This window comes from Staphylococcus sp. M0911, from assembly GCF_003491325.1.
In the GTDB taxonomy this organism is placed as follows: Bacteria; Bacillota; Bacilli; order Staphylococcales; family Staphylococcaceae; genus Staphylococcus; species Staphylococcus warneri_A.
Window position 1 is genome coordinate 1,291,310 of sequence record NZ_CP022881.1, and the last position, 25,076, is coordinate 1,316,385.

The following is a 25,076-nucleotide window of genomic DNA, read 5'->3' on the forward strand; positions in this document are numbered from 1 at the left end:
ATTCGTAACTAGAGGTGTTAATTTTGCCAAAAAAATCGGTAAGACATATAAAAATTAGAGAAATTATATCGAATGAACAAATTGAAACACAAGATGAATTAGTTAAACGTTTGAATGAATATGAATTAAATGTGACACAGGCGACTGTCTCTCGTGATATTAAAGAATTACAACTAATAAAAGTACCAGCCGCATCAGGCCAATATGTTTATAGTTTACCTAATGATCGTAAATATCATCCTCTTGAAAAACTCGGTAGATATTTGATGGATTCATTTGTAAATATTGAAGGTACAGGTAATCTACTAGTATTAAAAACATTACCAGGTAATGCACAATCCATAGGTGCAATATTAGACCAAATTGATTGGGAAGAAGTGTTAGGAACAATTTGTGGTGATGATACTTGCCTTATTATTTGTCGAAATGATGAAGCGAGTGAAGAAATCAAAACAAGAATTTTCAATTTATTATAAGGATGCGATGAATTTATGTTACAAACCTTATCAATAAAACAATTTGCAATCATCGATGAATTAGAAATTCAATTTTCAGATGGTTTAACTGTTTTAAGTGGTGAAACAGGTTCAGGTAAATCAATCATTATCGATGCTATTGGACAACTTATCGGTATGCGAGCGTCATCAGATTATGTTAGACATGGTGAGAAAAAAGCAATTATTGAAGGTATATTCGATATTGATAATAGCAAAGATGCAATACATGTGTTGCAAGATTTAAATATTGATATCGACGAAGACTTTTTATTAGTTAAAAGAGAAATTTTTAGTTCTGGCAAAAGTATCTGTCGAATTAATAATCAAACTATTACATTACAAGATTTAAGAAAAGTAATGCAGGAACTTTTAGATATCCACGGGCAACATGAAACACAATCATTACTTAAACAAAAATATCATTTACAATTACTCGATAATTACGCTGGTGAGCAATATAGTGATCTTTTATCACAATATCACGAGGTCTTTAATCAATATAAATCTAAACGCAAAGAACTCGAAGAATTAGAATCTGCTGACCAAGCATTGCTACAAAGACTAGATTTAATGAAGTTTCAATTAGAAGAATTGACAGAAGCATCTTTAAAAGAGGGAGAAGTCGACCAACTAGAATCAGATATTAAAAGAATTCAAAACTCAGAAAAACTAAGTTTAGCTTTAAATAATGCACATTTGACTTTAACAGATGAAAATGCAATTACTGATCGACTCTATGAACTAAGCAATTTCTTAAATGAAATTAATGATATTGTTCCTGATAAATATGTAACATTAAAAGAAGAAGTAGATCAGTTTTACTATACGTTAGAAGATGCCAAACACGAACTTTATGATGAAATGACTAATACTGAATTTGATGAACAAGTCCTTAATGAACTTGAATCACGTATGAACTTGCTTAATAACTTAAAACGTAAATATGGTAAGGATGTTTCCGAGTTGATTGCATATCAAGGCAAACTTGAAAATGAAATCAATAAAATTGAAAACTATGAACAAAGTACATCACATCTACGTGAAGAGATTAACGATTTATACCAACAAGTAATTAAAGTAGGTAAATCATTATCAGAAAAAAGACGGAAAGTTGCTAGAGAATTAAGAGACCATATTGTATCAGAAATACAAAATTTACAAATGAAAGATGCCAATTTAGAAATTTCATTTAAACCACTTGATGAACCGAATATTGAAGGTATTGAATTTGTAGAATTTTTAATTAGCCCAAATAAAGGTGAACCTCTAAAAAGCTTAAATAAAATAGCTTCAGGCGGGGAACTATCTAGAATCATGCTCGCATTAAAAAGTATATTTGTTCAATCTAGAGGACAAACAGCTATATTATTCGATGAAGTTGATTCAGGCGTTTCAGGTCAAGCAGCTCAAAAAATGGCTGAGAAAATGCGTGATATAGCTGAATATATTCAAGTAATATGTATCTCACATTTACCTCAAGTTGCTACAATGAGTGATCATCATTTACTTATTTCTAAACATACAACAGAAGACCGAACAACAACACAAGTTAAAGAACTTGAAAATGATGATCGAATTGATGAAGTAGCTCGTATGATTTCTGGCGCTAGTGTTACAGATTTAACGAGAGAGAATGCAAAAGAAATGATAACTCAGAATCAAAGGAAATAATGTATTAATTTAAATTAAGTAAAACATCATTAATAATTAATACTTAAGTAATGATGTTTCGTTAGTCTGTAAATTTTCCAGTTGTATTGAATAGTCACTTTTTATACAAAAAAATGAAGTATTTAGAATTTCGAAAATGTTTTAACTGATGTAAAATATTATAGTATTGATTAATTTTGAAGATGAAAAGAAAGATAACCTTTAATTATCAGAGAATTTTTAATAAACATAGTTTTATTAATGTTCTCTATACATATAGTTAGGAGTAAGCATATGTCTGAAAAGCAATATGATTTAGTTGTATTAGGTGGAGGTACTGCAGGATATGTAGCGGCAATACGTGCTTCACAATTAGGCAAAACAGTTGCTATTGTCGAAAGATCGCTATTAGGAGGTACGTGTTTACATAAAGGATGTATTCCTACCAAATCATTATTAAAATCTGCAGAAGTAGTCCATACTATAAAGAATGCGAAACAATTTGGTATTGATGTTCCAGAGTATAATTTGAATTATGAGCGCATTTTAGAAAGAAAAGATGAAATCGTTAATCAAATGTATCAAGGTGTTCAGCATTTAATGAAACAGAATCACATTGATGTATTTAACGGTACTGGGCGCATACTAGGAGAATCTATATTTTCTCCACAAAGTGGTACGATATCGGTAGAATTTGAAGATGGAGAAAACGAAATGATTCCAAATCAATTCGTACTTATAGCTACTGGTTCTGTGCCACAATCTTTACCATTTTTAAAATTTGATCATAACGTCATTTTATCTAGTGATGATATTTTAAATATGGATATATTGCCAGATAGTATCGCAATTATTGGCGGTGGTGTCATTGGTTTAGAATTCACTTCATATTTAACGAATTTAGGTGTTGCTGTGACTGTTATTGAAGCTAATGAACGCATTCTACCAAATGAAAGTACTCAAATTGCCAAAACAATTAAACGAGAATTAGAAAATCGCGGAACAAAATTCTTCGAAAATGTTGTCTTAGATGATCAAAGTGTAAAGGTTAACAAAGATAATAATGGTGCAACGCTTCATATCAATGATCAACAAATCGTTGTAGATAAAATTTTGTTATCAGTCGGCCGTAAACCAAATACGTCTGATATAGGATTACAAAATACAAAAGTGAAAACGACTCAATCAGGTCATATTATCACTAATCAATACCAACAAACAGAAGATAAGCATATATATGCCGCAGGTGATTGTATTGGTAAATTGCAGTTAGCACATGTAGGTTCAAAAGAAGGTATCACAGCAGTTGAACATATGTTTGACGAATCACCAATACCTATCAATTATAATTTAATGCCCAAATGTATTTATACTTATCCAGAAATAGCTTCAATAGGTAAAAACTTAGAACAAGCTAAGCAGGACAATATCAATGCTAAAAATTATAAAGTTTCATTTAAAGCAATTGGTAAAGCAATGATAGAATCTACTGGCCCTCAAAATGGCTTTTGTGAAGTGATTGTTGATCAAGATCAAGATGAAATCATTGGAATCAATATGATTGGCCCACACGTAACTGAATTAATCAATGAAGTATCATTATTACAATTTATGAATGGCTCATCATTAGAATTAGGTTTAACTACTCATGCTCATCCATCTCTTTCTGAAGTATTGATGGAACTTGGCCTAAAAATTGAAAATCGAGCAATTCACGTTTAAATAGGAGGAAATAACATGATTGACTATAAGTCAGCAGGCCTTACAGAAGAAGACCTAAAAAATATGTATAAATGGATGGATCTTGGACGTAAATTAGACGAAAGACTTTGGTTGCTCAATAGAGCCGGTAAAATTCCTTTTGTTGTCAGTGGTCAAGGTCAAGAAGCAACTCAAATAGGTATGGCCTATGCTATGGAACAAGGTGATATTTCATCTCCATATTATAGAGATTTAGCTTTTGTAACATACATGGGTATGACGCCTCTCGATACTATGTTAGCTTCTTTTGGTAAAAGGGACGATATTAACTCAGGTGGTAAACAAATGCCATCTCATTATAGTCATAGAGAAAAGGGTATTTTATCCCAAAGTTCTCCAGTAGCAACTCAAATTCCACATTCAGTTGGTGCAGCATTAGCATTAAAAATGGATAAAAAGCCCAATATCGCTACTGCAACAGTTGGTGAAGGTAGTTCTAACCAAGGAGACTTTCATGAAGGTTTGAACTTTGCTGGCGTACATCAATTACCTTTTGTGTGTGTCATTATTAATAATAAATATGCGATTTCAGTACCAGATTCATTACAATATGCAGCTAAAAATTTATCAGATCGTGCCATTGGTTATGGCATGGAAGGTGTTCAAGTTGATGGTAATGATCCAATCGCAATGTATAAAGCTATGAAAGAATCAAGAAAGAGAGCACTTAATGGAGAAGGTGCTACGTTAATTGAAGCAATCACAACTCGTATGACAGCACATTCATCAGACGATGATGATAAATATAGAACGCAAGAAGAACGTGACGGCTTAAAAGAAGCTGATTGTAATATCCGCTTTAAAAATCATTTGTTGGATTTAGGTATCATTGACGATGCTTGGTTAACTGAAATAGAACAAGAACATAAAGATATCATTAATCATGCTACAAAAGCTGCAGAAGAAGCACCATATCCTTCAGTCGAAGAAGCTTATGCCTATGTTTATGAAGAAGAAGGGAGTATCAATCATGACTAAGCTATCTTACTTAGATGCCATTCGCCAAGCACAAGACTTAGCAATGGAAAAAGACCAAAATACTTTTATTCTTGGTGAAGACGTTGGTAAAAAAGGTGGCGTATTTGGTGCTACTTTAGGTTTACAAAGTAAATATGGTAAAGAACGCGTCATTGATACACCGTTAGCTGAATCAAATATAGTCGGTACTGCAATAGGTGCAGCTATGTTAGGCAAACGTCCTATTGCCGAAATACAATTCGCAGATTTTATTTTACCAGCGACAAATCAGATTATTAGTGAAGCAGCCAAAATGCGTTATCGTTCTAATAACGATTGGCAATGTCCAATTACAATTAGAGCACCATTTGGTGGTGGCGTGCATGGTGGCTTATATCATTCACAAAGTATTGAAAGTATCTTTGCTTCAACACCGGGATTAACGATTGTTATTCCATCATCACCATATGACGCTAAAGGATTACTTTTATCTTCAATAGAATCTAACGATCCAGTGCTTTACTTTGAACATAAAAAAGCATATCGCTTCTTAAAAGAAGAAGTACCAGAAGATTACTACACAGTTCCATTAGGTAAAGCTGATGTGAAACGTCAAGGCGATGACATAACAGTATTTTGTTATGGATTGATGGTTAATTATTGTCTACAAGTTGCTGATATTCTTGCAGAAGATGGTATCAACGTTGAAGTAGTTGACTTAAGAACTGTTTATCCGTTAGATAAAGATACTATTATCGAACGTGCTAAAAAGACAGGAAAAGTGTTATTAGTTACTGAAGATAATTTAGAAGGTAGCATTATGTCAGAAGTATCCGCTATTATCGCTGAAAACTGCTTATTCGAATTAGATGCACCGATTATGCGCTTAGCTGGTGCTGATGTTCCTTCAATGCCATTCTCACCAGTTTTAGAAAATGAATTAATGATGAACCCTGAGAAAATACAGGCAAAAATGCGTGAACTCGCAGAATTTTAAGGAGGCTTTACATTGGATATTAAAATGCCAAAATTAGGCGAGAGTGTTCATGAAGGTACAATTGAGCAATGGCTAGTATCTGTAGGTGACCATGTCGATGAATATGATCCACTATGTGAAGTAATTACAGATAAAGTAACGGCTGAAGTACCATCTACCGTTTCAGGTACGATTACAGAATTAACTGTAAGTGAAGGCGAAACTGTAGAAATCGATACAGTTATTTGTAAAATTGATTCACCTGAAGAAAACTCTTCAGAAATAAATTCAAATGACGATAAACAAAATGCGTCAAACGCTCAAAAGCAGAATGTAAAAGAAGAGACATCCAAAAAAGATCAACATACTACTCAACTTCAAAATGAGACTCAGCCTAAAAATAATGGTCGTTTTTCACCTGTAGTATTTAAATTAGCTTCTGAAAATCAAATTGATTTATCACAAGTTCCAGGAACTGGATTCGAAGGCAGGGTAACTAAAAAAGATATCTTAGCATTTATCAATGCAGCAGATTCACATCCAACACAGACTAACACGTCACAATCATCTGCTAATGCTCAACCACAAGTAACAACTGAGTCAAACGATGCACAACATCAATGGACCGGTGACCAAAGTACGATACCTGTTAATGGTGTGCGAAAAGCGATTGCCAATAACATGGTAACAAGCGCTACTGAAATACCACACGGTTGGATGATGATTGAAGCTGACGCTACTAATTTAGTTAAAACTAGAAACTATCATAAAAATAGTTTTAAAAATAATGAAGGCTATAACCTTACATTCTTTGCTTTCTTTGTTAAAGCAGTCGCAGAAGCTTTAAAAGCTTACCCAATGTTAAATAGTAGTTGGAATGGCAGTGAAATTATCATTCATAAAGATATCAATATTTCCATTGCAGTTGCACATGAAAATAAATTGTATGTGCCAGTCATTAAGCATGCTGATGAAAAATCAATTAAAGGTATCGCTCGTGAGATTAATGAACTTGCTCAAAAAGCAAGAAACAATCAATTAACTCAAGAGGATATGCAAGGTGGCACATTTACTGTAAATAATACAGGTTCATTTGGTTCTGTATCTTCAATGGGTATCATTAACCATCCACAAGCAGCTATTTTACAAGTTGAATCAGTTGTTAAAAAACCTGTAGTTATCGATGATATGATAGCGATACGAAGTATGGTTAATCTCTGTATATCCATCGACCACCGTATCTTAGATGGGTTACAAACTGGCCAATTCATGAATCATATAAAACAACGCGTAGAACAATACACAGTAGAGAACACTAATATATATTAATTACACTTTTTATTCATAGACATAAATACTTTTATATTGATGAAAGTATTTATGTCTATTTTATTTTCAATAATCATGCATGTTGAAGTATCAACGTTTAATTAGTAAAATAAAGACAGTTAAATTAATAACGAAAGGTGATTCTAACTTATGGATTTAAACTTTGATTTATATATGAACGGTGTCGTAGACCAAGCAAGAAACGAAATTGAAGATGCTGGTTATGAACAACTAACGTCAGCTGAAGACGTTGATAAAGTATTAAAACAAGATGGTACAACACTTGTTATGGTTAACTCTGTTTGTGGTTGTGCAGGTGGCATTGCACGTCCAGCAGCTGCACATGCTCTACATTATGATAAATTACCAGATCGATTAGTAACTGTATTTGCAGGACAAGACAAAGAAGCAACGCAACAAGCTAGAGATTATTTTGAAGGTTATGCACCATCAAGTCCTTCATTCGCACTGATTAAAGATGGTAAGATTACTGAGATGATTGAACGTCATCAAATTGAAGGTCATGATGTAATGAATGTGATTAATCAATTACAAAACCTATTCGATCAATATTGTGAAGAAAGATAAGAGGTCATAGTCAGATGCTCAAGTTAAATCCTTATAAGATTGGATTTAGAACACTCAAGACAGCAGTAGGAATGACATTAGGTGTTATAATTTGTAAGCTTTTGGGCCTCGATAACTATGCTTCAAGTGCAATACTTGTTGTACTTTGTATCAAACATACTAAAATGCATTCACTAACGGCGATTGTCTCTCGCTTAGTATCATGTTTGTTAATCCTATTTTTAGGATCAGCAATATTTTCAATACTAGGACAACATGCCGTCGTGCTAGGATTAATTGTATTATTATTTATTCCATTAACAGTTGTATTAAATGCTCAAGAAGGTGTAATTACAAGTTGTGTTATATTACTCCACGTTTTTAATGCTAAAGCAATCAATGGACATCTGATTCTTAATGAAATGATGTTGTTAATTGTTGGACTCGGCATTGCCTTTATAATGAATTTGATTATGCCAAGTTTAGACAAAACTTTAAAACACTTTAAAAATGATATAGAACATCAAATTACTGACGTATTTATAGCTTTTGAAAATGCATGTAAACAGGATAACCATAAACTCAATATCACTTTTGAGCCTCTTGCATTAAACCTTAGAAAAGCTAAATCACTAGCATTTAGAGATGTTAAGAATCACTTTGTAAGAAATGAAAATTCATATTATCATTATTTTGATATGCGCGAAGAGCAAGTAGATTTATTAAAAAGAATGAAATTTTTAATAGAAAATATACAAACTAAAGATCCAATATTAGATCGTATTTCACAATTACTTTCTGAAATAGGTAGTAATGTTAATAGTAATGATTATACTGCTTTACGATTACATTCACTGTATGAAATAAGATTATCTTTAGATGAATTACCGTTGCCTACTTCACACCAAGCTTTAAATTCGCGCGCAAATATTATTCAATTATTAAATGAATTAGAAGAGTATTTAAATATTAAATCTCAATTTGGATCATTAAAATTGCATAGTGAAATTAAAAATTATGCTTAAAAAATTTAAGTAAAAAAAGCCAGAGACATCGATTAGAGATGCCTCTGGCTTTTTAAGTATATCAAAGATTAGTTCAACATTGGGACTAAACTTGTAAGTAGTAGGGCTAATACTACCGCTACTAACATCACTACTATAATTACACGTAATACTTTATTCGTCATATGATGTTCCTCCAATTACATGAAAACGTATTTAAGACGTCATTCATAATACAAAATCTAGGTATAGATTAACATTATATGATTTAATTCCGAATTGCAATCAATTTATTTTTGATATATTCAGAATTCAGTTAAACTGGAGTTATATGAATAAGGGGGAATGACGACGATGAATAAAGAACGTCTTTTAAATACATTTTTAGATTTAGTAAAAATAAATTCAGAAACAGGTAATGAAGAGAAAATTCAACCAATTTTAAAAGAAAAATTTGAATCACTGGGTTTAAAAGTTGAAGAAGACCAAGCAAGTCAAACAGATGGTCTGGGGGCAAACAATCTCATTTGTACGATGCCAAGTAATATTTCAAATAAAGATGTACCTAAATTATATTTTACAAGTCATATGGATACTGTAGTTCCAGGCCTTGATATCAAACCTCATGTGGCAGAAGATGGTTACATATATTCAGATGGTTCGACCATTTTGGGTTCTGATGATAAAGCAGGTCTAGCAGCTATTATTGAAGCAATTACTACTATTAATGAACAACACTTAACTCATGGACAAATTCAATTTGTGATTACTGTAGGGGAGGAATCAGGTCTATTAGGCGCTCAAGTTCTGGATACCTCTTTATTAGATGCTGACTTTGGATATGCTATTGATGCAAGTGTTGAGGTTGGTACGACTGTTGTCGGAGCACCAACTCAGATGAAGATTAATACTACAATTAATGGGAAAACTGCACATGCTAGTACACCAAATGAAGGTATTAGTGCAATCAATATAGCTGCTAAAGCAATTAGCAAAATGCATCTAGGTCAAATTGATGAATTAACTACTGCGAATATAGGGAAATTTCATGGTGGCTCAGCAACAAACATTGTAGCTGACGAAGTAGTTATTGAAGCAGAGGCACGCTCACATAATGATCAAAGTAATGAAAAACAAGTTCAACACATGAAAGAAACCTTTGAACAAACCGCTAAAGATTTAGGTGGTCAAGCGCGTGTAGATATAGAAAAAAGCTATCCTGGATTTAAGATTGAGGACGATGCATTAGTGACTAAAATAGCTAAAGAAAGTGCAGTTGCTCTAGGTCTTAAAGGAGATACAGTAATCTCTGGTGGTGGTTCAGATGGTAGTATCATTAATACGTATGGCATTCCTTCTGTTATTTTAGGCGTTGGTTATGAAAATATCCATACAACAAGTGAAAGAATTGCCGTCAAAGATCTTAATATGTTAACTAGTCAAGTCTTAAAAATTATTGAGCTCGTTGCAGAATAGCGTGGCCAATTTAGTGAAGTACGTACACATTTTGTGATACAATATGAATGAAATATTCGAATAAGAGAGGTAAGTAATATGACACAACAAATAGGTGTAGTAGGTTTAGCCGTAATGGGTAAAAACCTTGCATGGAATATTGAATCACGTGGTTATAGTGTATCTGTTTATAATCGTTCTAGACAAAAAACGGATGAAATGGTGGAAGAATCAAAAGGTAAAAGTATCCACCCAACATATTCTTTAGAAGAATTTGTTAATTCATTAGAAAAACCCCGTAAAATTTTATTAATGGTTAAAGCTGGTCCTGCTACTGATGCAACAATAGATGGTTTATTACCTTTATTAGATGATGATGATATTTTAATTGATGGTGGTAATACAAACTATCAAGATACAATTCGTCGAAATAAAGCATTAGCTGAAAGTGGCGTTAATTTCATCGGTATGGGCGTTTCAGGTGGTGAAGTAGGTGCTTTAACTGGTCCTTCTTTAATGCCTGGTGGTCAAGAAGCTGCTTATAATAAAGTCAGTGATATCTTAGATGCCATTGCAGCAAAAGCTCAAGATGGTGCATCTTGCGTAACTTACATTGGACCAAATGGTGCAGGCCATTATGTAAAAATGGTTCATAACGGTATTGAATACGCAGATATGCAATTAATTGCTGAAAGTTATGCAATGATGAAAGACTTATTAGGTATGAGTCATACTGAAATTTCTCAAACTTTCAAAGACTGGAATGCTGGAGAACTTGAAAGTTACTTAATAGAAATTACTGGCGATATTTTCACTAAACTAGATGAAAACAACGAACCATTAGTAGAAAAAATATTAGATACTGCTGGTCAAAAAGGTACAGGTAAATGGACTTCTATTAATGCTTTAGAATTAGGAATTCCATTAACAATTATCACTGAATCAGTATTTGCACGTTTCATTTCATCAATTAAAGCAGAACGTGTTAATGCCTCTAAATCATTAAATGGACCGCAAGCATCATTTGATGGTAATAAAGAAGAATTCTTAGAAAAAATCAGAAAAGCATTATATATGAGTAAGATTTGTTCATACGCTCAAGGCTTTGCTCAAATGAGAAAAGCAAGCGAAGACCACGAATGGAACTTAAAATTAGGTGAGCTTGCAATGATATGGCGTGAAGGTTGTATCATTCGTGCACAATTCTTACAAAAAATTAAAGATGCTTATGATAATAATCCTGAACTTGAAAACTTATTATTAGATCCATATTTCAAAAATATTGTTACAGATTACCAAGATGCGTTAAGAGATGTTGTAGCAACAGGCGTTAAAAACGGTGTACCAACACCAGGATTCTCTGCCAGTGTGAACTATTATGATAGTTATCGTTCTGAAGATTTACCAGCAAATCTTATTCAAGCTCAACGTGACTATTTCGGTGCACATACTTATGAACGTAAAGACCGTGAAGGTGTGTTCCATACACAATGGGTTGAAGAGTAATACTCATATTTGATTTAAAACGTCTTACACGAAAGTGTAAGGCGTTTTTTAAGTTATTTTATTTTCACATCAAAAATTTTGACCCTCGCTCATTTTATCGATAAAATAAATGATAAAGAAACCGGTTTCATTAATTAACAATATATATTAGAGGTGTACTTAAGATGACTAAAAATTGGTGGAAAGAAGCCGTTGCATATCAAGTTTATCCGAGAAGTTTTAATGATAGTAACAACGATGGTATAGGGGATTTACCCGGTGTGATTGAAAAATTAGATTACTTAAAAGATTTAGGTATAGATGTAATTTGGTTGAGTCCAATGTACAAATCTCCAAATGATGACAATGGCTATGATATAAGCGACTATCAAGCGATTATGGCCGAATTTGGTACAATGAATGACTTTGATCAATTGTTAGAAGGTGTTCATCAACGTGGAATGAAATTAATACTAGATTTAGTTGTAAATCATACTTCTGATGAACATCCATGGTTTATCGAATCAAGATCAAGTAAAGATAATCCTAAACGTGACTGGTATATTTGGGAAGATCCAAAACCTCATGGCTCGGAACCTAATAACTGGGAAAGTATTTTTAATGGTTCAACATGGGAATATGATGCCAAAACAGGTCAATATTATTTCCATTTGTTTAGTAAAAAACAACCAGATTTAAATTGGAATAATAAAGACGTTAGAAAAGCTGTATTCGATATGATGAATTGGTGGTTTGATAAGGGTATTGATGGGTTCAGAGTGGATGCAATTACACATATTAAGAAAACGTTTGAAGCAGGTGATTTACCTGTACCAAATGGTAAAACATACGCACCTGCATTTGACGTCGATATGAATCAACCCGGTATCCAAGATTGGTTACAAGAAATGAAAGATCAATCATTGTCTAACTATGATATTATGACTGTTGGTGAAGCTAATGGTGTGACACCTGACGATGCTGATGAATGGGTCGGAGAAAAAAATGGTAAATTTAATATGATTTTCCAATTTGAACATTTAGGACTTTGGAGTACTGGAGATTCTCAATTTGATGTCAGCGCATATAAAAATGTACTAAATCGATGGCAAAAACGCCTAGAAGGCGTAGGCTGGAACGCACTATTTATTGAAAATCATGACCAACCAAGACGTGTGTCAACATGGGGGAATGACACAGATTATTGGTATGAATCAGCTACAAGTCACGCAGTCGTGTATTTCTTACAACAAGGTACACCATTTATATATCAAGGACAAGAAATTGGTATGACAAATTATCCATTTGATAGTATTGAAACATTTAACGATGTGGCAGTTAAAAATGAATATCAAATCGTTAAAGAACAAGGTGGTGACGTCAATCAATTATTGGATAAATATAAAATGGAAAACAGAGACAATGCTCGTACGCCTATGCAATGGAATAACGAAAAAAACGCAGGCTTTACAGATGGTCAACCATGGTTCCCAGTAAATCCTAACTATAAAGAGATTAACGTGGCTGACCAACAAGAGGATGCGCATTCTGTACTAAATTTTTACAAATCTCTAATTCAATTAAAAAAATCTGCTGATATTTATACTTATGGTCAATTTGATTTAGTGGATGCTGATAACCCTAATATCTTTGCTTATTCAAGAACGCTTAACAATGAGAAGGTATTAATCGTGGGTAATTTAACTGATAAAGTGAGCCAATTAAATATAGATCTTGATGTAGATCGTTTAGAAACATTACTTCACAACTATAAGAAAGAAATTAATATAAAACAAATCGAGCCTTATGAAGCTTTTGTACTAAAGTTATAATTCAAATAAAAATCATGCCTACAAATATGACTAAATGTCATTTTTGTAGGCATGATTTTTTTATGTCTAATTTTCATTATTATAATGCTCTTGCTCAACAGGTAACCATAATTGAATTTTTGTAAAAGGATCATCAAATGAAATTTCTAAAGGATATACTTCTACATATAAACTATTTCTTTCATAAGGTAACGTCAACTGTAAACTTGTTTCGATATAATACCAAGCCTCATTTACCGTATAATCAATTTCCCCTTGTAAATTAAACTTAGCATAGTGTCTGCCAGGTAGAAATCTACTTTCTAAATGAGCTGGATAACGCTCACTCGGTACACCTACGAAAATTTCTAACCCAGAATCTAAAGGACAACTTATAACAAATAATTCAAATGGACTTATATCATTATAACGTCGTAACTCTTTTAAATGACCATCTAATAGCAAATCTTCTAAAAAGTCAGGCACATTAAAAGGGTTTGACAAATCCTTTGCATCGATATATCTTGCATAACCAACTAAAGAGATGTCATCCGTTTCTTCTAGTCGATAGGGATAAGGCGCTCTCTCTGTTGTTGTCAATTTTATATAAATGCGTTCTTGCATTTTAAGTTCATCTTTTTTAGTTGATGCTTGTATTGGTGAAACGCCATGAAAGTCACTAAAATCATTTGCAAAATCATTCGAATTTGCATATCTATACTTCTTAGCAACGTCTACCAAACGACTCGCACTATGTTTGACGTCTATAGCAGCTAGTGTCAGCTTTCTAGCTCTTGCATACGCCTCTGGTGAAAGACCTACAATCATTTTAAATGATTGTTCAAGGTGAAAGGGAGAGAGACCAACGTAATCACTTAATTCTTGCAAATTAAACGGCTCAAGTAGACGGTCTTCGATATAAACAATTGCCTGTTGTATTTGCTTGATAACGTCCAAAATATTCACTCCAATTATTTTCAATCATTAACTTTTATTCTACATTATTTTGTCTAAATATACACCTGAAAGCATAGCAATAAATGAATTAATTAAAAAAAGTGAACGACTACAGGTACTAAATGTAATGATATTGAACACACCTATGCGTTTCAATATCATTATCATTTCAAATACCATATAATCATTCACTATTTGATTTATTTAATCATCCATTGAGTTACAACATATTATTGAATATCGTCCCACCAGTGATTACCATCTCTACTTAATAACAAGTCGCTTTCTAACGGACCGTTTGTGCCAGATGTATAGTTAGGGAAGTCTGGTTCTACCATATTCCATTGTTCTTGAATCGCATCAACAAATTTCCAAGTTGATTTTAATTCTTCCCAATGTGTAAAGTTAGTAGCATCACCTTTAAGACAATCAAATAATAGATTTTCATATGCGTCGACAGTATTCATTTTATCTTGTGCTCCCATTGCATATGATAATTGTACTGGTTCAGTATCAATACCTTGAATATTTTTCTTAGCATTTAAGTGAAGTGATACACCTTCATTTGGTTGAATATTAATGACTAATAAATTAGAATCTAGTAATTTATCTGTTTGATAATATAAGTTCATAGGTACTTCTTTAAATTCAACTACCACTTGAATCGTTTTAGACTTCATTCGTTTACCAGTTCGAATATAGAATGGTACACCTGCCCATCTAAAATTATCAATTGTTAATTTACCAGACACAAACGTAGGTGTTATTGAATCTTCAGCAACTCGATCTTCTTCACGATATGATTTCACTTCTTGTCCTTCAATGACACCTCGATCATATTGTCCACGAACAAAGTTCTTTCTCACATCTTGCGGACGTAATTGACGTAAAGATTTTAATACTTTAACCTTTTCAGCTCTAATATCTTCACTATTTAAGCTAATAGGGGCTTCCATTGCTAATAAAGCAACCATTTGTAACATATGGTTTTGAACCATATCTTTTAATGCACCGCTAGATTCATAATAACCACCACGATCTTCCACACCTAAAACTTCAGAGGATGTAACTTGGATATTAGAAATGTATTTATTATTCCATAGCGGTTCGAACATGGCATTAGCAAAACGTAGCACTTCAATATTTTGAACCATATCTTTTCCTAAATAATGATCGATACGATAAATTTCTTCTTCTTTAAATGAACGTCTTATTTGATTATTTAATGATTCAGCTGATTTCAAGTCACTGCCAAATGGTTTTTCTATAACTAGGCGTTTAAAGCCTGAGGTATTAGTTAAGCCAGAAGATTTTAAATAATCTGAGATAACACCAAAGAATTGTGGTGCCATAGCAAGATAGAACAGACGATTACCTTTTAAACCGAATTGAGTATCTAACTGATTACTAAACTCTAATAATGATTGATAACTTTCTTCGTCACTTACATCATGCTTGTGATAAAACACATGTTCCATGAATTCATCAATTTTATGTGTTTCTTTAACATGTGATTGGATTGACGCTTTAACTTGCTCACGGAACATATCGTTACTAATATCACGGCGACCAATTCCAATAATAGCAATATGTTCATCTAAGTTATCTTGTTGAAAAAGGTGGAAAATGGACGGGAACAATTTTCGATGACTTAAATCACCAGTTGCTCCGAAAATTGTAATTAAACAAGGTATATGTTTTTGTTTTGTACTCAAGATTAAAACCTCAATTCTATAAAAAGATATATGATTGTTATATTATATGATAAAGAAAACTTATGGTCATATAATATGCTTTGTAAAAAGTCATAACGTATCTATGATTTATTTAAATGATAATCGATAATGACTATAATTACCAAATTATTCGACTTACGTATAGTAATACTAAACATTGTATTTACATCAAGAATGACTCATATGCGTTTGTATTCTTTCTCATAATCATTCATGTTATATATACATTTTATTTCTTATTATAAAAATTGTCATTATATATGATAAAATAAATCGAAGAGAAGGAGGTGTGAGCATGGAAGTCACATTTTTCGGTACTAGCGCTGGACTACCAACTAAAGAGAGAAACACACAAGCAATTGCATTAAATCTTGAACCTTATTCTAATTCAATATGGCTTTTTGATGTAGGTGAAGGAACACAACATCAAATTCTTCATCATTCGATTAAATTAGGTAAAGTCGATCATATATTTATTACACATATGCATGGTGATCATATTTTTGGACTTCCAGGATTACTAACTAGCAGATCCTTTCAAGGTGGAGAAAACAAACCTCTCACACTCATCGGACCTAAGGGTATTCAAAAATATATTGAAACCACATTAACTTTATCAGAATCACATCTCAATTATCCAATTACATACATAGAGATAGACGAATCCTTAAATTATCATCATGATGGCTTTACAGTACAAGCTGAAATGTTAAATCATGGTATTATATCTTATGGTTATCGTATAGAGACACCAACAACACCAGGTACTATTGATGTAGATGCACTAAAAGCAATTGGACTTGAACCTGGACCTAAATATCAGGAAGTAAAAACAAATAATACCTTTGAATTTAATGGGAAAATTTATCAGTCTGATGAATTCAAAGGAGAAGCGAAGTCCGGCCCAGTTGTTGCTATATTTGGTGACACAAAGCCATGTCCTAATGAACATATTATAGCAAATGATGCCGATATTATGGTTCATGAAGCCACTTATATAGAAGGTGAAAAAACGCTAGCCAATAGTTATCATCATAGTCATATCGATGATGTGTTCGATTTAATTCGTCAATCAAATGTCAAACATAGCTTAATCACGCATATGAGTAATCGATATACTAAAGAAGAAATCGAAAATATATACCAAGAACTTAAAGCATTACCAGATACACCAGATTTTACTTTCGTTAATGACTTTGATTCTTTTAAAATTTAAAAAACGCCACTGACCAAAATCAGTGGCGTTTTTTAACTATTTAATCATCTGTATTGGATAATTCAACACTACGATTAACTGCAGCACTTAAACAATCTTCAAATACAGCAACTAAATCATATTGAGATAGGGCATCTAAACCAGCTTGTGTTGTACCGCCTTTAGATGTAATATTTTTCCTTAATTGTTCCATGCTTAAATCAGAACGTTCAATCATTTTACTTGTACCAATAATTAAATTACGAATAGATTCTTCAACTTGATCTTTTTCTAGACCTAATTGTGTACCAGCTTTAACATATTGTTCAAATACATGATATAAAAATGCAGGTCCGCTTCCTGTTATCGCCGTTACTTGATGTAAGTGATCTTCTGAGACCTCTATAACTGAACCAAACGCATTAATCAATTCATTTACTTCATCTTTAGCTTTAGGACCAAAATTATTTGAAAAGCTAATGCCTGTTACAGAATGACCGACTTGCGCATTAGTATTAGGCATAATGCGAGCTAATGGATTATTGGTATTTAATTGCTCTCTTATATAATCAATGGATAAACCAGCCATAATTGAAATGAAACGATTACTATCAGTGATTGAATCTTTAATTCTATCAGCTAATGCTTCGAAATCATGTGGTTTCGTACCTAAGAATACGTAGTCAGCATCCTTAAGTAATGCTTCATCATCATAGCTATAATTCACACCTAATTGTTCCGCAAAATCTTTGAGTGCCGCTTCATTCGATTTGTTTGTTAAATAAATATCATTAGGATCTAAATTATTAGAATTAATAATGCCTGTAAAGATTGCTTGTGCCATATTGCCTGCACCATAAAATACAAGTTTCATATACTTCACATCACCTTCATTTTAGTTATAAAATAATGATATCTTACGAATATAACTACATAGTAACATATATTAGTTATATTCAATATTAAGTATACAATTTATCTTCATTTTTATATTAAAATAAGATATCTCTATATAAGAAAGAGAGTGAATACCATGATAGGGCAACACTATATTATTACAGGTGGTACAAGTGGCTTAGGATTAGATATTGTACATGAACTGATTAAAAGAGGGACTCATGTAACCATACTTGCACGTGACATGCAGAAATTTCGACAAATTCATTTCGGTAACCAATCATCTTTAGTCGATGTCATAGAATGCGATTTGCAAAATAGACAAGACATAGTCAATATTTCATCTCAAATTAAAACACCGATACACGGATTGATATATAGTTCTGGATTAGGTTATTTTAAATCTATTGCATCGCATACAGCAGAACAAATGATCGAAACATACGATGTTAACTTAATTAGTTTCAATTTACTATACAATACGATAAAGCCATATTTAATAAAACATGCGCATATTGTGGGCATATCAAGTCAAGCTGCATTTGTAACACAGTCTCACGCTGCTCACTATGGTGCATCTAAAGCTGCTTTTAATCAAGTTCTCAACGCACTACGATTAGAAGAACCCAATTTACACGTTATGTCAGTGAATACAGGCCCAATTGATACACCATTTCACCAGAAAGCAGATCCTTCCTTATCATATTTTAACCAGTATCGTTCGATAATGATTCAATCCAACCAACTCGCACAACGTATCGTAGAAGGTATTATTAAAGAAAAGCAAGAAATCAATGCCCCAACATGGATGCACCAAATGTTAAAGTTATATCAGTTAGCACCTAGATTTTTAGAAAAACACTTCTCTCACTTGTTTAATAACAAAAGCAATCATTAAACATTTTCTTATGTATATTTGAATAAGAAAATAAAATATTAAAAAAAGCCACTAAATGAATGATCAGTCATTTAATGGCTTTTACTATATCTATTATTTTAAATGTTGCGTATATTGTAAATCTTTAACGCGTTCTCTAGAGGCTTTAATTTGATCTAAGCTTACATCTTTATAATAATTTTTAACATTTTCTTCTAGTTGTTCTACGCTACTTGCACCTACGATGATAGAACCTAACGCGTCATGTGATTTGAGATAATTAAATGAAAGGGCAGTTAGATTACTTTCGATTTCTTTAACAGAAGCAATGGTTTCACCTAATTCATCTTGTGTATAGTCGAATATACCATCAGCGAACTTTTTATCTAATGCTTCGTTACTATTAGACGTTAATAAACCTTTAAATACTGGACCACGTGCTAATACTTTAATTTGTTTTTCATGAACGTCATCCAATAAGCTTTCAGGTCGATTATCAATTAAGTTAAATTGAGACATTAATGTTTCAATTTGACTATGTTTTAAATAATAATCAATCACGTTGGGACGAATAGATGAAATACCATATGCACGAATAAGTCCTTCTTGTTTTAATTCATCAAACGCACTAATTGTTTCATCTAAAGGATCATCAATTGTACCACCATGTAATTGATATAAATCAATATAATCTAACCCTAAACGTTGTAATGATCCTTTCACACCTTCTTTAATGTGTTTCTTTGAAGGGTCCCAAGTAATATTGCCATCTTCAGTCAAACGATTACCAACTTTAGTACCTATAACAATGTCATCACGATTTTGATATTGTTTTAATGCTTTACCAACGATTTCTTCATTAATACCTTGATCATACATATCAGCTGTATCAAAATAAGTAATACCATTTTCAATAGCACTTTCTATGATTGGTTGTGCAGTTTTATAATCAGTATCTAAACTCATACAACCTAAACCTAACTCAGAAATTTCTATACCACTTTTTAAGATATTTTTTTGCATGTATTTTCTCCTTTCGATACACTTTAACTAACGCATTCAGTTTATCAATTTATTAAAACATTTAAAAGGAACGTGATTATAAATGGAATTTAACGAAAAAACGATAGATAGAACAGTAATTTATAATGGAAAAATAGTTGATTTAGAAATCCATGATGTAGAACTACCCGATGGACGCACATCTAAACGTGAACTTATATATCACAATGGCGCAGTGGCAGTATGTGCCGTAACACCTGAGAATGAAGTCCTTTTAGTTAAGCAATTTAGAAAGCCCGCTGAAAAACCATTATTAGAAATTCCTGCTGGGAAATTAGAGAAAAATGAGGAACGAGAAGAAGCTGCTAAAAGAGAATTAGAAGAAGAAACTGGATATATTGCGAAAAACTTACAATTTGTGACACATATGTATGGTTCTCCAGGCTTTTCAAATGAGAAACTGACAATTTATTTTGCTGATCAATTAGAAATAGGGCAAATGAATCTTGATGACGATGAATTTGTAGAAGTCCATAAATTCTCAATTGAGGAAATCAAACAAGCACTTCAAAATGCAGAAATTGAAGACGCGAAGACAATTATTGCGCTTCAGCATCTATTATTAAATTATAATCATTCTAAATAATGAACGAATATCCTTGCGTTTCATTGAGAATACTGGTAATTTATATATTGAATCATACTTTAGATTAAAATGATTATAATTCTTAGTAGAGGAGTGAGGCTTCCGTGGAAGAACGATTAAATCGCGTGAAGCAACAATTACAACAGTCTTCATATAAATTAACTCCACAACGTGAGGCTACTGTAAGAGTTCTAATAGAAAACGAAAAAGACCATTTAAGTGCAGAGGATGTATATTTAAAAGTTAAAGACAAATCACCAGAGATCGGACTTGCTACCGTTTATCGTACCTTAGAATTATTAGCAGAATTAAAAGTATTAGATAAAATTAATTTTGGTGATGGTGTTGCCCGTTTCGATTTAAGAAAAGAAGGCGCTAAACATTTCCATCACCATTTAGTATGTATGGAATGCGGTAAAGTCGAAGAAATCGAAGAAGACTTATTGCCAGAAGTAGAAAATCGAGTTGAAAAAGAATTTAACTTTAAAATTTTAGACCATCGATTAACGTTCCATGGTGTATGTTCAAATTGCCAAGCTAAAAAAAGTGAAGAGACAAAATAATTTTGCTTTATCTAATTAAATCTATAAAAGTTTGGACATAGTAGGTACGCCACACACATATGATATTAAGAAGCCACCGCTTCAAAAGAGGTGCTTTATAATGGAAACAATAATAGAAGAATATTTAAAATTCATTCAAATTGAGAAGGGGTTAAGTGTTAATACAATTGGTGCTTATCGTCGAGATTTGAATAAATATAAAGAATACTTAACTTTACAAAAGATTTCTAATATCGATTTTGTAGATCGTCAAACGATTCAAGAATGTTTAGGTTATTTAATCGATCAAGGTCAATCATCTAAATCTATCGCTAGATTTATTTCAACAATACGTAGTTTTCATCAATTTGCGTTACGTGAAAAATACGCTGCTAAAGATCCAACAGTATTGATAGAAACGCCAAAATATGAAAAGAAACTCCCAGATGTTTTAGAAGTCGACGAAGTCATTGACTTACTCAATGCACCGGATTTAAATAAAAACAACGGGTATCGAGATCGTACAATGCTTGAGTTATTATATGCTACAGGTATGCGTGTATCAGAAGTGATACAAATTGAAGTTGAAGATGTCAATTTAATGATGGGATTTGTTCGCGTATTTGGTAAAGGGGACAAAGAGCGCATTGTGCCATTAGGCGATACAGTGATAGATTATTTAACTACCTATATCGAAACCGTAAGACCACAATTGCTTAAGCAAACTGTGACCAATGTCTTATTCTTAAATATGCATGGCAAACCTTTATCTAGACAAGGTATATGGAAAATGATTAAACAAAATGGTCTAAAAGCTAATATTAATAAAACACTCACGCCACATACATTGAGACATTCATTTGCAACACATTTACTTGAAAATGGTGCCGATTTACGTGCCGTTCAAGAAATGCTAGGACATTCTGACATTTCAACAACACAATTATATACACATGTTTCAAAATCACAAATCAGAAAAATGTATAATCAATACCACCCTAGAGCTTAATAAACAGTTAAAAACCAATGATACCTTTAATGCATATCGTATCATTGGTTTTTATTATTATCTAATTGAATTCTTTGATACCGTTTATCCTTTAATGCCATTTGGCGTGCTAAAACAACATCACTTCGGTCTCTTAATAAATGGTGATGAACAATATCATCATTTAAAATAGGTGATGAAACAAAATGATAATCTGAATAATGACATTGAATTCGATTCAACATGTCAGCATTAATTGGCAATTGAATAGGTTCAAAAGGTTGTTGTTGTGCTACGCATGTCATTTGTTCGTCAAGTATCTCTAAATATCGTTGAATATTCAAATGTAATTGCGATTGATCTTGTTTATTAGCATTTTTAATCACTTGTTTTGCTTTGGAGAAAGATTTATAAGCTCCTTTAAAATTGCTACGACGAAAGTGATAGCAAGCTGTCGCACATAAAATCAAACTCACGATAGCATCTTGTTTACTAAAGTTGTCATTTTCCTTCCAAGCTTCTTCTAGTATGTCATGACATAAAAAATAGTGTTGCCTAGTATGAAAGTAGTAATAAAATTGAATTAATGCTTGTTCCATCTGAATTTCACCTTAATTTTAAAAGTTATATAAATTCATGCTATAATATTTTAGTGAAATATGCACATAAGTTGCAACATGAGGTAGATACTATGTATGAAGTAAAACTGGATGCATTTAACGGTCCACTCGATTTGTTATTACATTTAATTCAAAAATTTGAAATAGACATTTATGATATTCCTATGAAGTCATTAACAGAACAGTATATGCAATATGTTCACGCAATGAACCAATTAGAAATCAACGTAGCTAGTGAATACTTGGTTATGGCTTCAGAATTACTGATGATTAAAAGTAAATTATTGTTACCACAATCAGAGGAAGATGTCGATTTAGAAGAAGATCCACGTGAAGATTTAGTCGGTAGATTAATAGAATATCAAAACTACAAAGAGTACACTGAAATCTTAAATGAAATGAAAGTAGAACGTGATCACTATTACACTAAACATCCAACTGATTTATCACATATGGAAACAGATGAATCGTGGGATCCATCGAACACGACCGATTTAACCGAATTAATAGTTGCTTATCAACGTGTTAAAAACCGAGTAGAAATCAATAAACCTCATTCCGTAGAAATTAAGAAAGAAACATTTACCATACAACAAGCTACGGCACAAGTTACGGACAGATTAAAAACAAAAGCATCCTTTAATTTCTTTAGTCTGTTTACATTTACAGAACCTATAGAACAAGTGGTGACACACTTTCTAGCTATTTTAGAAATGTCCAAATCAGGGATTATTAATATTGAACAACATCAAAACTTTGATGACATTAATATATTAAGAGGAGTGAACTACGGCGTTGAATAAGCACGGCATATTAGAAGCATTGCTCTACACATCAGGAGACGAAGGTCTCGAAGTCAAACAATTAATCGAAATATTAGAAGTAAATGAAGATGAATTAGCAGAGTTAATTGACACTTATGAATCAAATGGTCTTATGATTCAACGATTCGGAACGACATGTGTTCTTACAACAAAAAAAGATGCCTCACAATACATCGAGGCATTAATCGAACAAAAATCTAAAATGAAATTATCACAGGCTGCAATGGAAACATTATCTATTATTGCGTATAATCAACCCTTAACTCGAAGTGATATCGAACTTATTAGAGGCATTAATTCTGATGGTGCAGTTAAAACCCTCATTGCAAGAGGCTTGGTAGAAGCTAAAGAAGTCCATCATTCACGTAGTCAACAATTAATCACGACAGACTTATTTTTAAATGTATTTGGTATAGAAAAATTAGAAGATTTACCAACCACTCAAGAAGATGAAGAAGAAATGGACGCATTCTTTAGTAACTTGGTAAATCAAAAGGGAGATACAAATGAGTAAAGAATTAGAAAGATTACAAAAAAGAATTGCAAGTAGTGGTTATACATCACGTCGTAAAGCAGAAACATTAATTACTGATGGCAAAGTAAAAGTTAACGGACATGTCGTCACTGAACTGGGTACAAAAGTTTCAAATTCAGATACTGTAGAAGTTGAAGGTATCAAATTAGAGCAAGAAGATAAAATTTATATTTTATTTAATAAACCTGCACAAGTAATTACAAGTGTATCGGATGATCGTGGCCGTAAAGTTGTGACTGATTACTTTAAAGATATCGAAACACGTATTTATCCTGTAGGTCGATTAGATTACGATACATCTGGATTATTATTATTAACGAATGATGGTGAATTCACTAATTTAATGACGCACCCTAGATACCATATTAAAAAGAAATATGTTGCTAAGCTTAAAGGATATTTAATGAGAGAAGAAGTTAAAGCTTTAGAAAAAGGAATCGAACTAGAAGATGGTTTCACGCAACCTGCTCAAGTAAAAGTGAAAAACCAAGACAAAGATAAAAATACGACGCTCGTTGAAATTACGATTAGTGAAGGTAGAAATAGACAAGTACGTCGTATGTTCGAACATTTTGGTCACCAAGTTAGTAAATTAACGCGTATCCAATTTGGTCCACTTGATTTAAAAGGCTTGAATGCAGGTGAAGGTCGTGTACTCACACCTCATGAAGTAAAAACGATTCGCCATTTAGCAGAAAATGGTAATGATTAAAATAAAACACTCATATTTTTAATATTTGAGATTTTTTTCACAAAGATTTCTTT

At 32.5% G+C, this 25,076-nt stretch carries 24 protein-coding genes; 19 read left to right on the forward strand and 5 right to left on the reverse strand.

Annotated features, from left to right (window positions below; genetic code table 11):
• Window positions 1-23: 23 nt before the first annotated feature.
• The 11 genes from ahrC to ssp1_RS06455 all read left to right on the forward strand — a co-directional run bounded on the left by ahrC (window position 24) and on the right by ssp1_RS06455 (window position 13,513).
• On the forward strand, window positions 24-476 hold the full coding sequence (gene ahrC, locus ssp1_RS06405; protein WP_002451915.1) for a transcriptional regulator AhrC/ArgR: 453 nt from the start codon (window positions 24-26) through the stop codon (window positions 474-476).
• Between the two features lie 15 nt (window positions 477-491).
• A complete protein-coding gene (gene recN, locus ssp1_RS06410; protein ID WP_118828155.1) occupies window positions 492-2,168 on the forward strand; it encodes a DNA repair protein RecN in 1,677 nt (558 codons plus the stop codon).
• 273 nt (window positions 2,169-2,441) lie between these two features.
• The gene (lpdA, locus tag ssp1_RS06415) at window positions 2,442-3,869 is read left to right on the forward strand and encodes a dihydrolipoyl dehydrogenase (protein ID WP_075777829.1); all 1,428 of its coding nucleotides are present in this window, start codon (window positions 2,442-2,444) and stop codon (window positions 3,867-3,869) included.
• 15 nt (window positions 3,870-3,884) lie between these two features.
• Window positions 3,885-4,886 (forward strand): thiamine pyrophosphate-dependent dehydrogenase E1 component subunit alpha, encoded by a 1,002-nt coding sequence (locus tag ssp1_RS06420; RefSeq protein ID WP_075777830.1) that lies wholly within the window; start codon window positions 3,885-3,887, stop codon window positions 4,884-4,886.
• On the forward strand, window positions 4,879-5,862 hold the full coding sequence (locus ssp1_RS06425) for an alpha-ketoacid dehydrogenase subunit beta (RefSeq protein WP_002451919.1): 984 nt from the start codon (window positions 4,879-4,881) through the stop codon (window positions 5,860-5,862). Before ssp1_RS06420 ends, ssp1_RS06425 begins: the two co-directional genes overlap by 8 nt.
• Before the next feature lie 12 nt (window positions 5,863-5,874).
• Window positions 5,875-7,170, forward strand: coding sequence for a dihydrolipoamide acetyltransferase family protein (locus ssp1_RS06430; protein ID WP_075777832.1), 1,296 nt, complete (start codon window positions 5,875-5,877; stop codon window positions 7,168-7,170).
• Between the two features lie 150 nt (window positions 7,171-7,320).
• The gene (brxB, locus tag ssp1_RS06435) at window positions 7,321-7,758 is read left to right on the forward strand and encodes a bacilliredoxin BrxB (RefSeq protein ID WP_002451921.1); all 438 of its coding nucleotides are present in this window, start codon (window positions 7,321-7,323) and stop codon (window positions 7,756-7,758) included.
• Between the two features lie 14 nt (window positions 7,759-7,772).
• On the forward strand, window positions 7,773-8,762 hold the full coding sequence (locus ssp1_RS06440; RefSeq protein WP_002451922.1) for an aromatic acid exporter family protein: 990 nt from the start codon (window positions 7,773-7,775) through the stop codon (window positions 8,760-8,762).
• A 333-nt stretch (window positions 8,763-9,095) separates the two neighbouring features.
• A complete protein-coding gene (locus ssp1_RS06445) occupies window positions 9,096-10,217 on the forward strand; it encodes a M20/M25/M40 family metallo-hydrolase (RefSeq protein ID WP_075777833.1) in 1,122 nt (373 codons plus the stop codon).
• Between the two features lie 78 nt (window positions 10,218-10,295).
• On the forward strand, window positions 10,296-11,702 hold the full coding sequence (gndA, locus tag ssp1_RS06450; protein ID WP_049425198.1) for an NADP-dependent phosphogluconate dehydrogenase: 1,407 nt from the start codon (window positions 10,296-10,298) through the stop codon (window positions 11,700-11,702).
• A gap of 164 nt (window positions 11,703-11,866) precedes the next feature.
• Window positions 11,867-13,513, forward strand: coding sequence for a glycoside hydrolase family 13 protein (locus ssp1_RS06455; RefSeq protein ID WP_075777834.1), 1,647 nt, complete (start codon window positions 11,867-11,869; stop codon window positions 13,511-13,513).
• A gap of 66 nt (window positions 13,514-13,579) precedes the next feature.
• On the opposite strand, the gene ssp1_RS06460 is transcribed toward ssp1_RS06455, so the two are convergent.
• Together ssp1_RS06460 and zwf are read right to left on the reverse strand one after the other, a co-directional pair.
• Window positions 13,580-14,449 (reverse strand): AraC family transcriptional regulator, encoded by an 870-nt coding sequence (locus ssp1_RS06460; RefSeq protein ID WP_049425196.1) that lies wholly within the window; start codon window positions 14,447-14,449, stop codon window positions 13,580-13,582.
• Between the two features lie 230 nt (window positions 14,450-14,679).
• Window positions 14,680-16,164 (reverse strand): glucose-6-phosphate dehydrogenase, encoded by a 1,485-nt coding sequence (gene zwf / locus ssp1_RS06465; RefSeq protein ID WP_075777835.1) that lies wholly within the window; start codon window positions 16,162-16,164, stop codon window positions 14,680-14,682.
• A 316-nt stretch (window positions 16,165-16,480) separates the two neighbouring features.
• Here zwf and rnz point away from each other — a divergent pair, with 316 nt between their 5' ends.
• The gene (rnz, locus tag ssp1_RS06470; RefSeq protein ID WP_049425195.1) at window positions 16,481-17,401 is read left to right on the forward strand and encodes a ribonuclease Z; all 921 of its coding nucleotides are present in this window, start codon (window positions 16,481-16,483) and stop codon (window positions 17,399-17,401) included.
• 40 nt (window positions 17,402-17,441) lie between these two features.
• On the opposite strand, the gene proC is transcribed toward rnz, so the two are convergent.
• On the reverse strand, window positions 17,442-18,254 hold the full coding sequence (proC, locus tag ssp1_RS06475; protein ID WP_002451111.1) for a pyrroline-5-carboxylate reductase: 813 nt from the start codon (window positions 18,252-18,254) through the stop codon (window positions 17,442-17,444).
• 159 nt (window positions 18,255-18,413) lie between these two features.
• On the opposite strand from proC, the gene ssp1_RS06480 reads away from it, so the two are divergent.
• Window positions 18,414-19,175, forward strand: a complete 762-nt coding sequence (locus tag ssp1_RS06480; protein ID WP_075777836.1) for an SDR family NAD(P)-dependent oxidoreductase — start codon at window positions 18,414-18,416, stop codon at window positions 19,173-19,175.
• A 93-nt stretch (window positions 19,176-19,268) separates the two neighbouring features.
• Here the strand turns inward: ssp1_RS06480 and ssp1_RS06485 are convergent, their stop codons facing one another.
• The gene (locus tag ssp1_RS06485; RefSeq protein WP_107536029.1) at window positions 19,269-20,177 is read right to left on the reverse strand and encodes an aldo/keto reductase; all 909 of its coding nucleotides are present in this window, start codon (window positions 20,175-20,177) and stop codon (window positions 19,269-19,271) included.
• An 82-nt stretch (window positions 20,178-20,259) separates the two neighbouring features.
• Here ssp1_RS06485 and ssp1_RS06490 point away from each other — a divergent pair, with 82 nt between their 5' ends.
• The 3 genes from ssp1_RS06490 (at window position 20,260) to xerD (ending at window position 22,353) form a co-directional block, all read left to right on the forward strand.
• Window positions 20,260-20,802, forward strand: coding sequence for an NUDIX domain-containing protein (locus ssp1_RS06490; protein ID WP_075777838.1), 543 nt, complete (start codon window positions 20,260-20,262; stop codon window positions 20,800-20,802).
• 104 nt (window positions 20,803-20,906) lie between these two features.
• Window positions 20,907-21,365 (forward strand): ferric iron uptake transcriptional regulator, encoded by a 459-nt coding sequence (gene fur / locus ssp1_RS06495; RefSeq protein ID WP_002451115.1) that lies wholly within the window; start codon window positions 20,907-20,909, stop codon window positions 21,363-21,365.
• Window positions 21,366-21,465: 100 nt separating this feature from the next.
• Window positions 21,466-22,353, forward strand: a complete 888-nt coding sequence (gene xerD, locus ssp1_RS06500; protein ID WP_075777839.1) for a site-specific tyrosine recombinase XerD — start codon at window positions 21,466-21,468, stop codon at window positions 22,351-22,353.
• 41 nt (window positions 22,354-22,394) lie between these two features.
• On the opposite strand, the gene ssp1_RS06505 is transcribed toward xerD, so the two are convergent.
• Window positions 22,395-22,931, reverse strand: a complete 537-nt coding sequence (locus ssp1_RS06505; protein WP_075777840.1) for a DUF309 domain-containing protein — start codon at window positions 22,929-22,931, stop codon at window positions 22,395-22,397.
• A gap of 92 nt (window positions 22,932-23,023) precedes the next feature.
• Between ssp1_RS06505 and ssp1_RS06510 the strand changes: the two genes are divergently transcribed.
• Genes ssp1_RS06510 through ssp1_RS06520 form a run of 3 tightly spaced genes read left to right on the forward strand, consistent with a single transcriptional unit; the run spans window position 23,024 to window position 25,023 of the window.
• A complete protein-coding gene (locus ssp1_RS06510; protein WP_162886115.1) occupies window positions 23,024-23,755 on the forward strand; it encodes a segregation and condensation protein A in 732 nt (243 codons plus the stop codon).
• Window positions 23,748-24,290, forward strand: coding sequence for an SMC-Scp complex subunit ScpB (scpB, locus tag ssp1_RS06515; RefSeq protein ID WP_002451119.1), 543 nt, complete (start codon window positions 23,748-23,750; stop codon window positions 24,288-24,290). Before ssp1_RS06510 ends, scpB begins: the two co-directional genes overlap by 8 nt.
• Complete coding sequence (locus tag ssp1_RS06520) at window positions 24,283-25,023, forward strand: pseudouridine synthase (RefSeq protein ID WP_002451120.1); 741 nt, start codon at window positions 24,283-24,285, stop codon at window positions 25,021-25,023. Before scpB ends, ssp1_RS06520 begins: the two co-directional genes overlap by 8 nt.
• The last annotated feature ends 53 nt before the right edge of the window (window positions 25,024-25,076 follow it).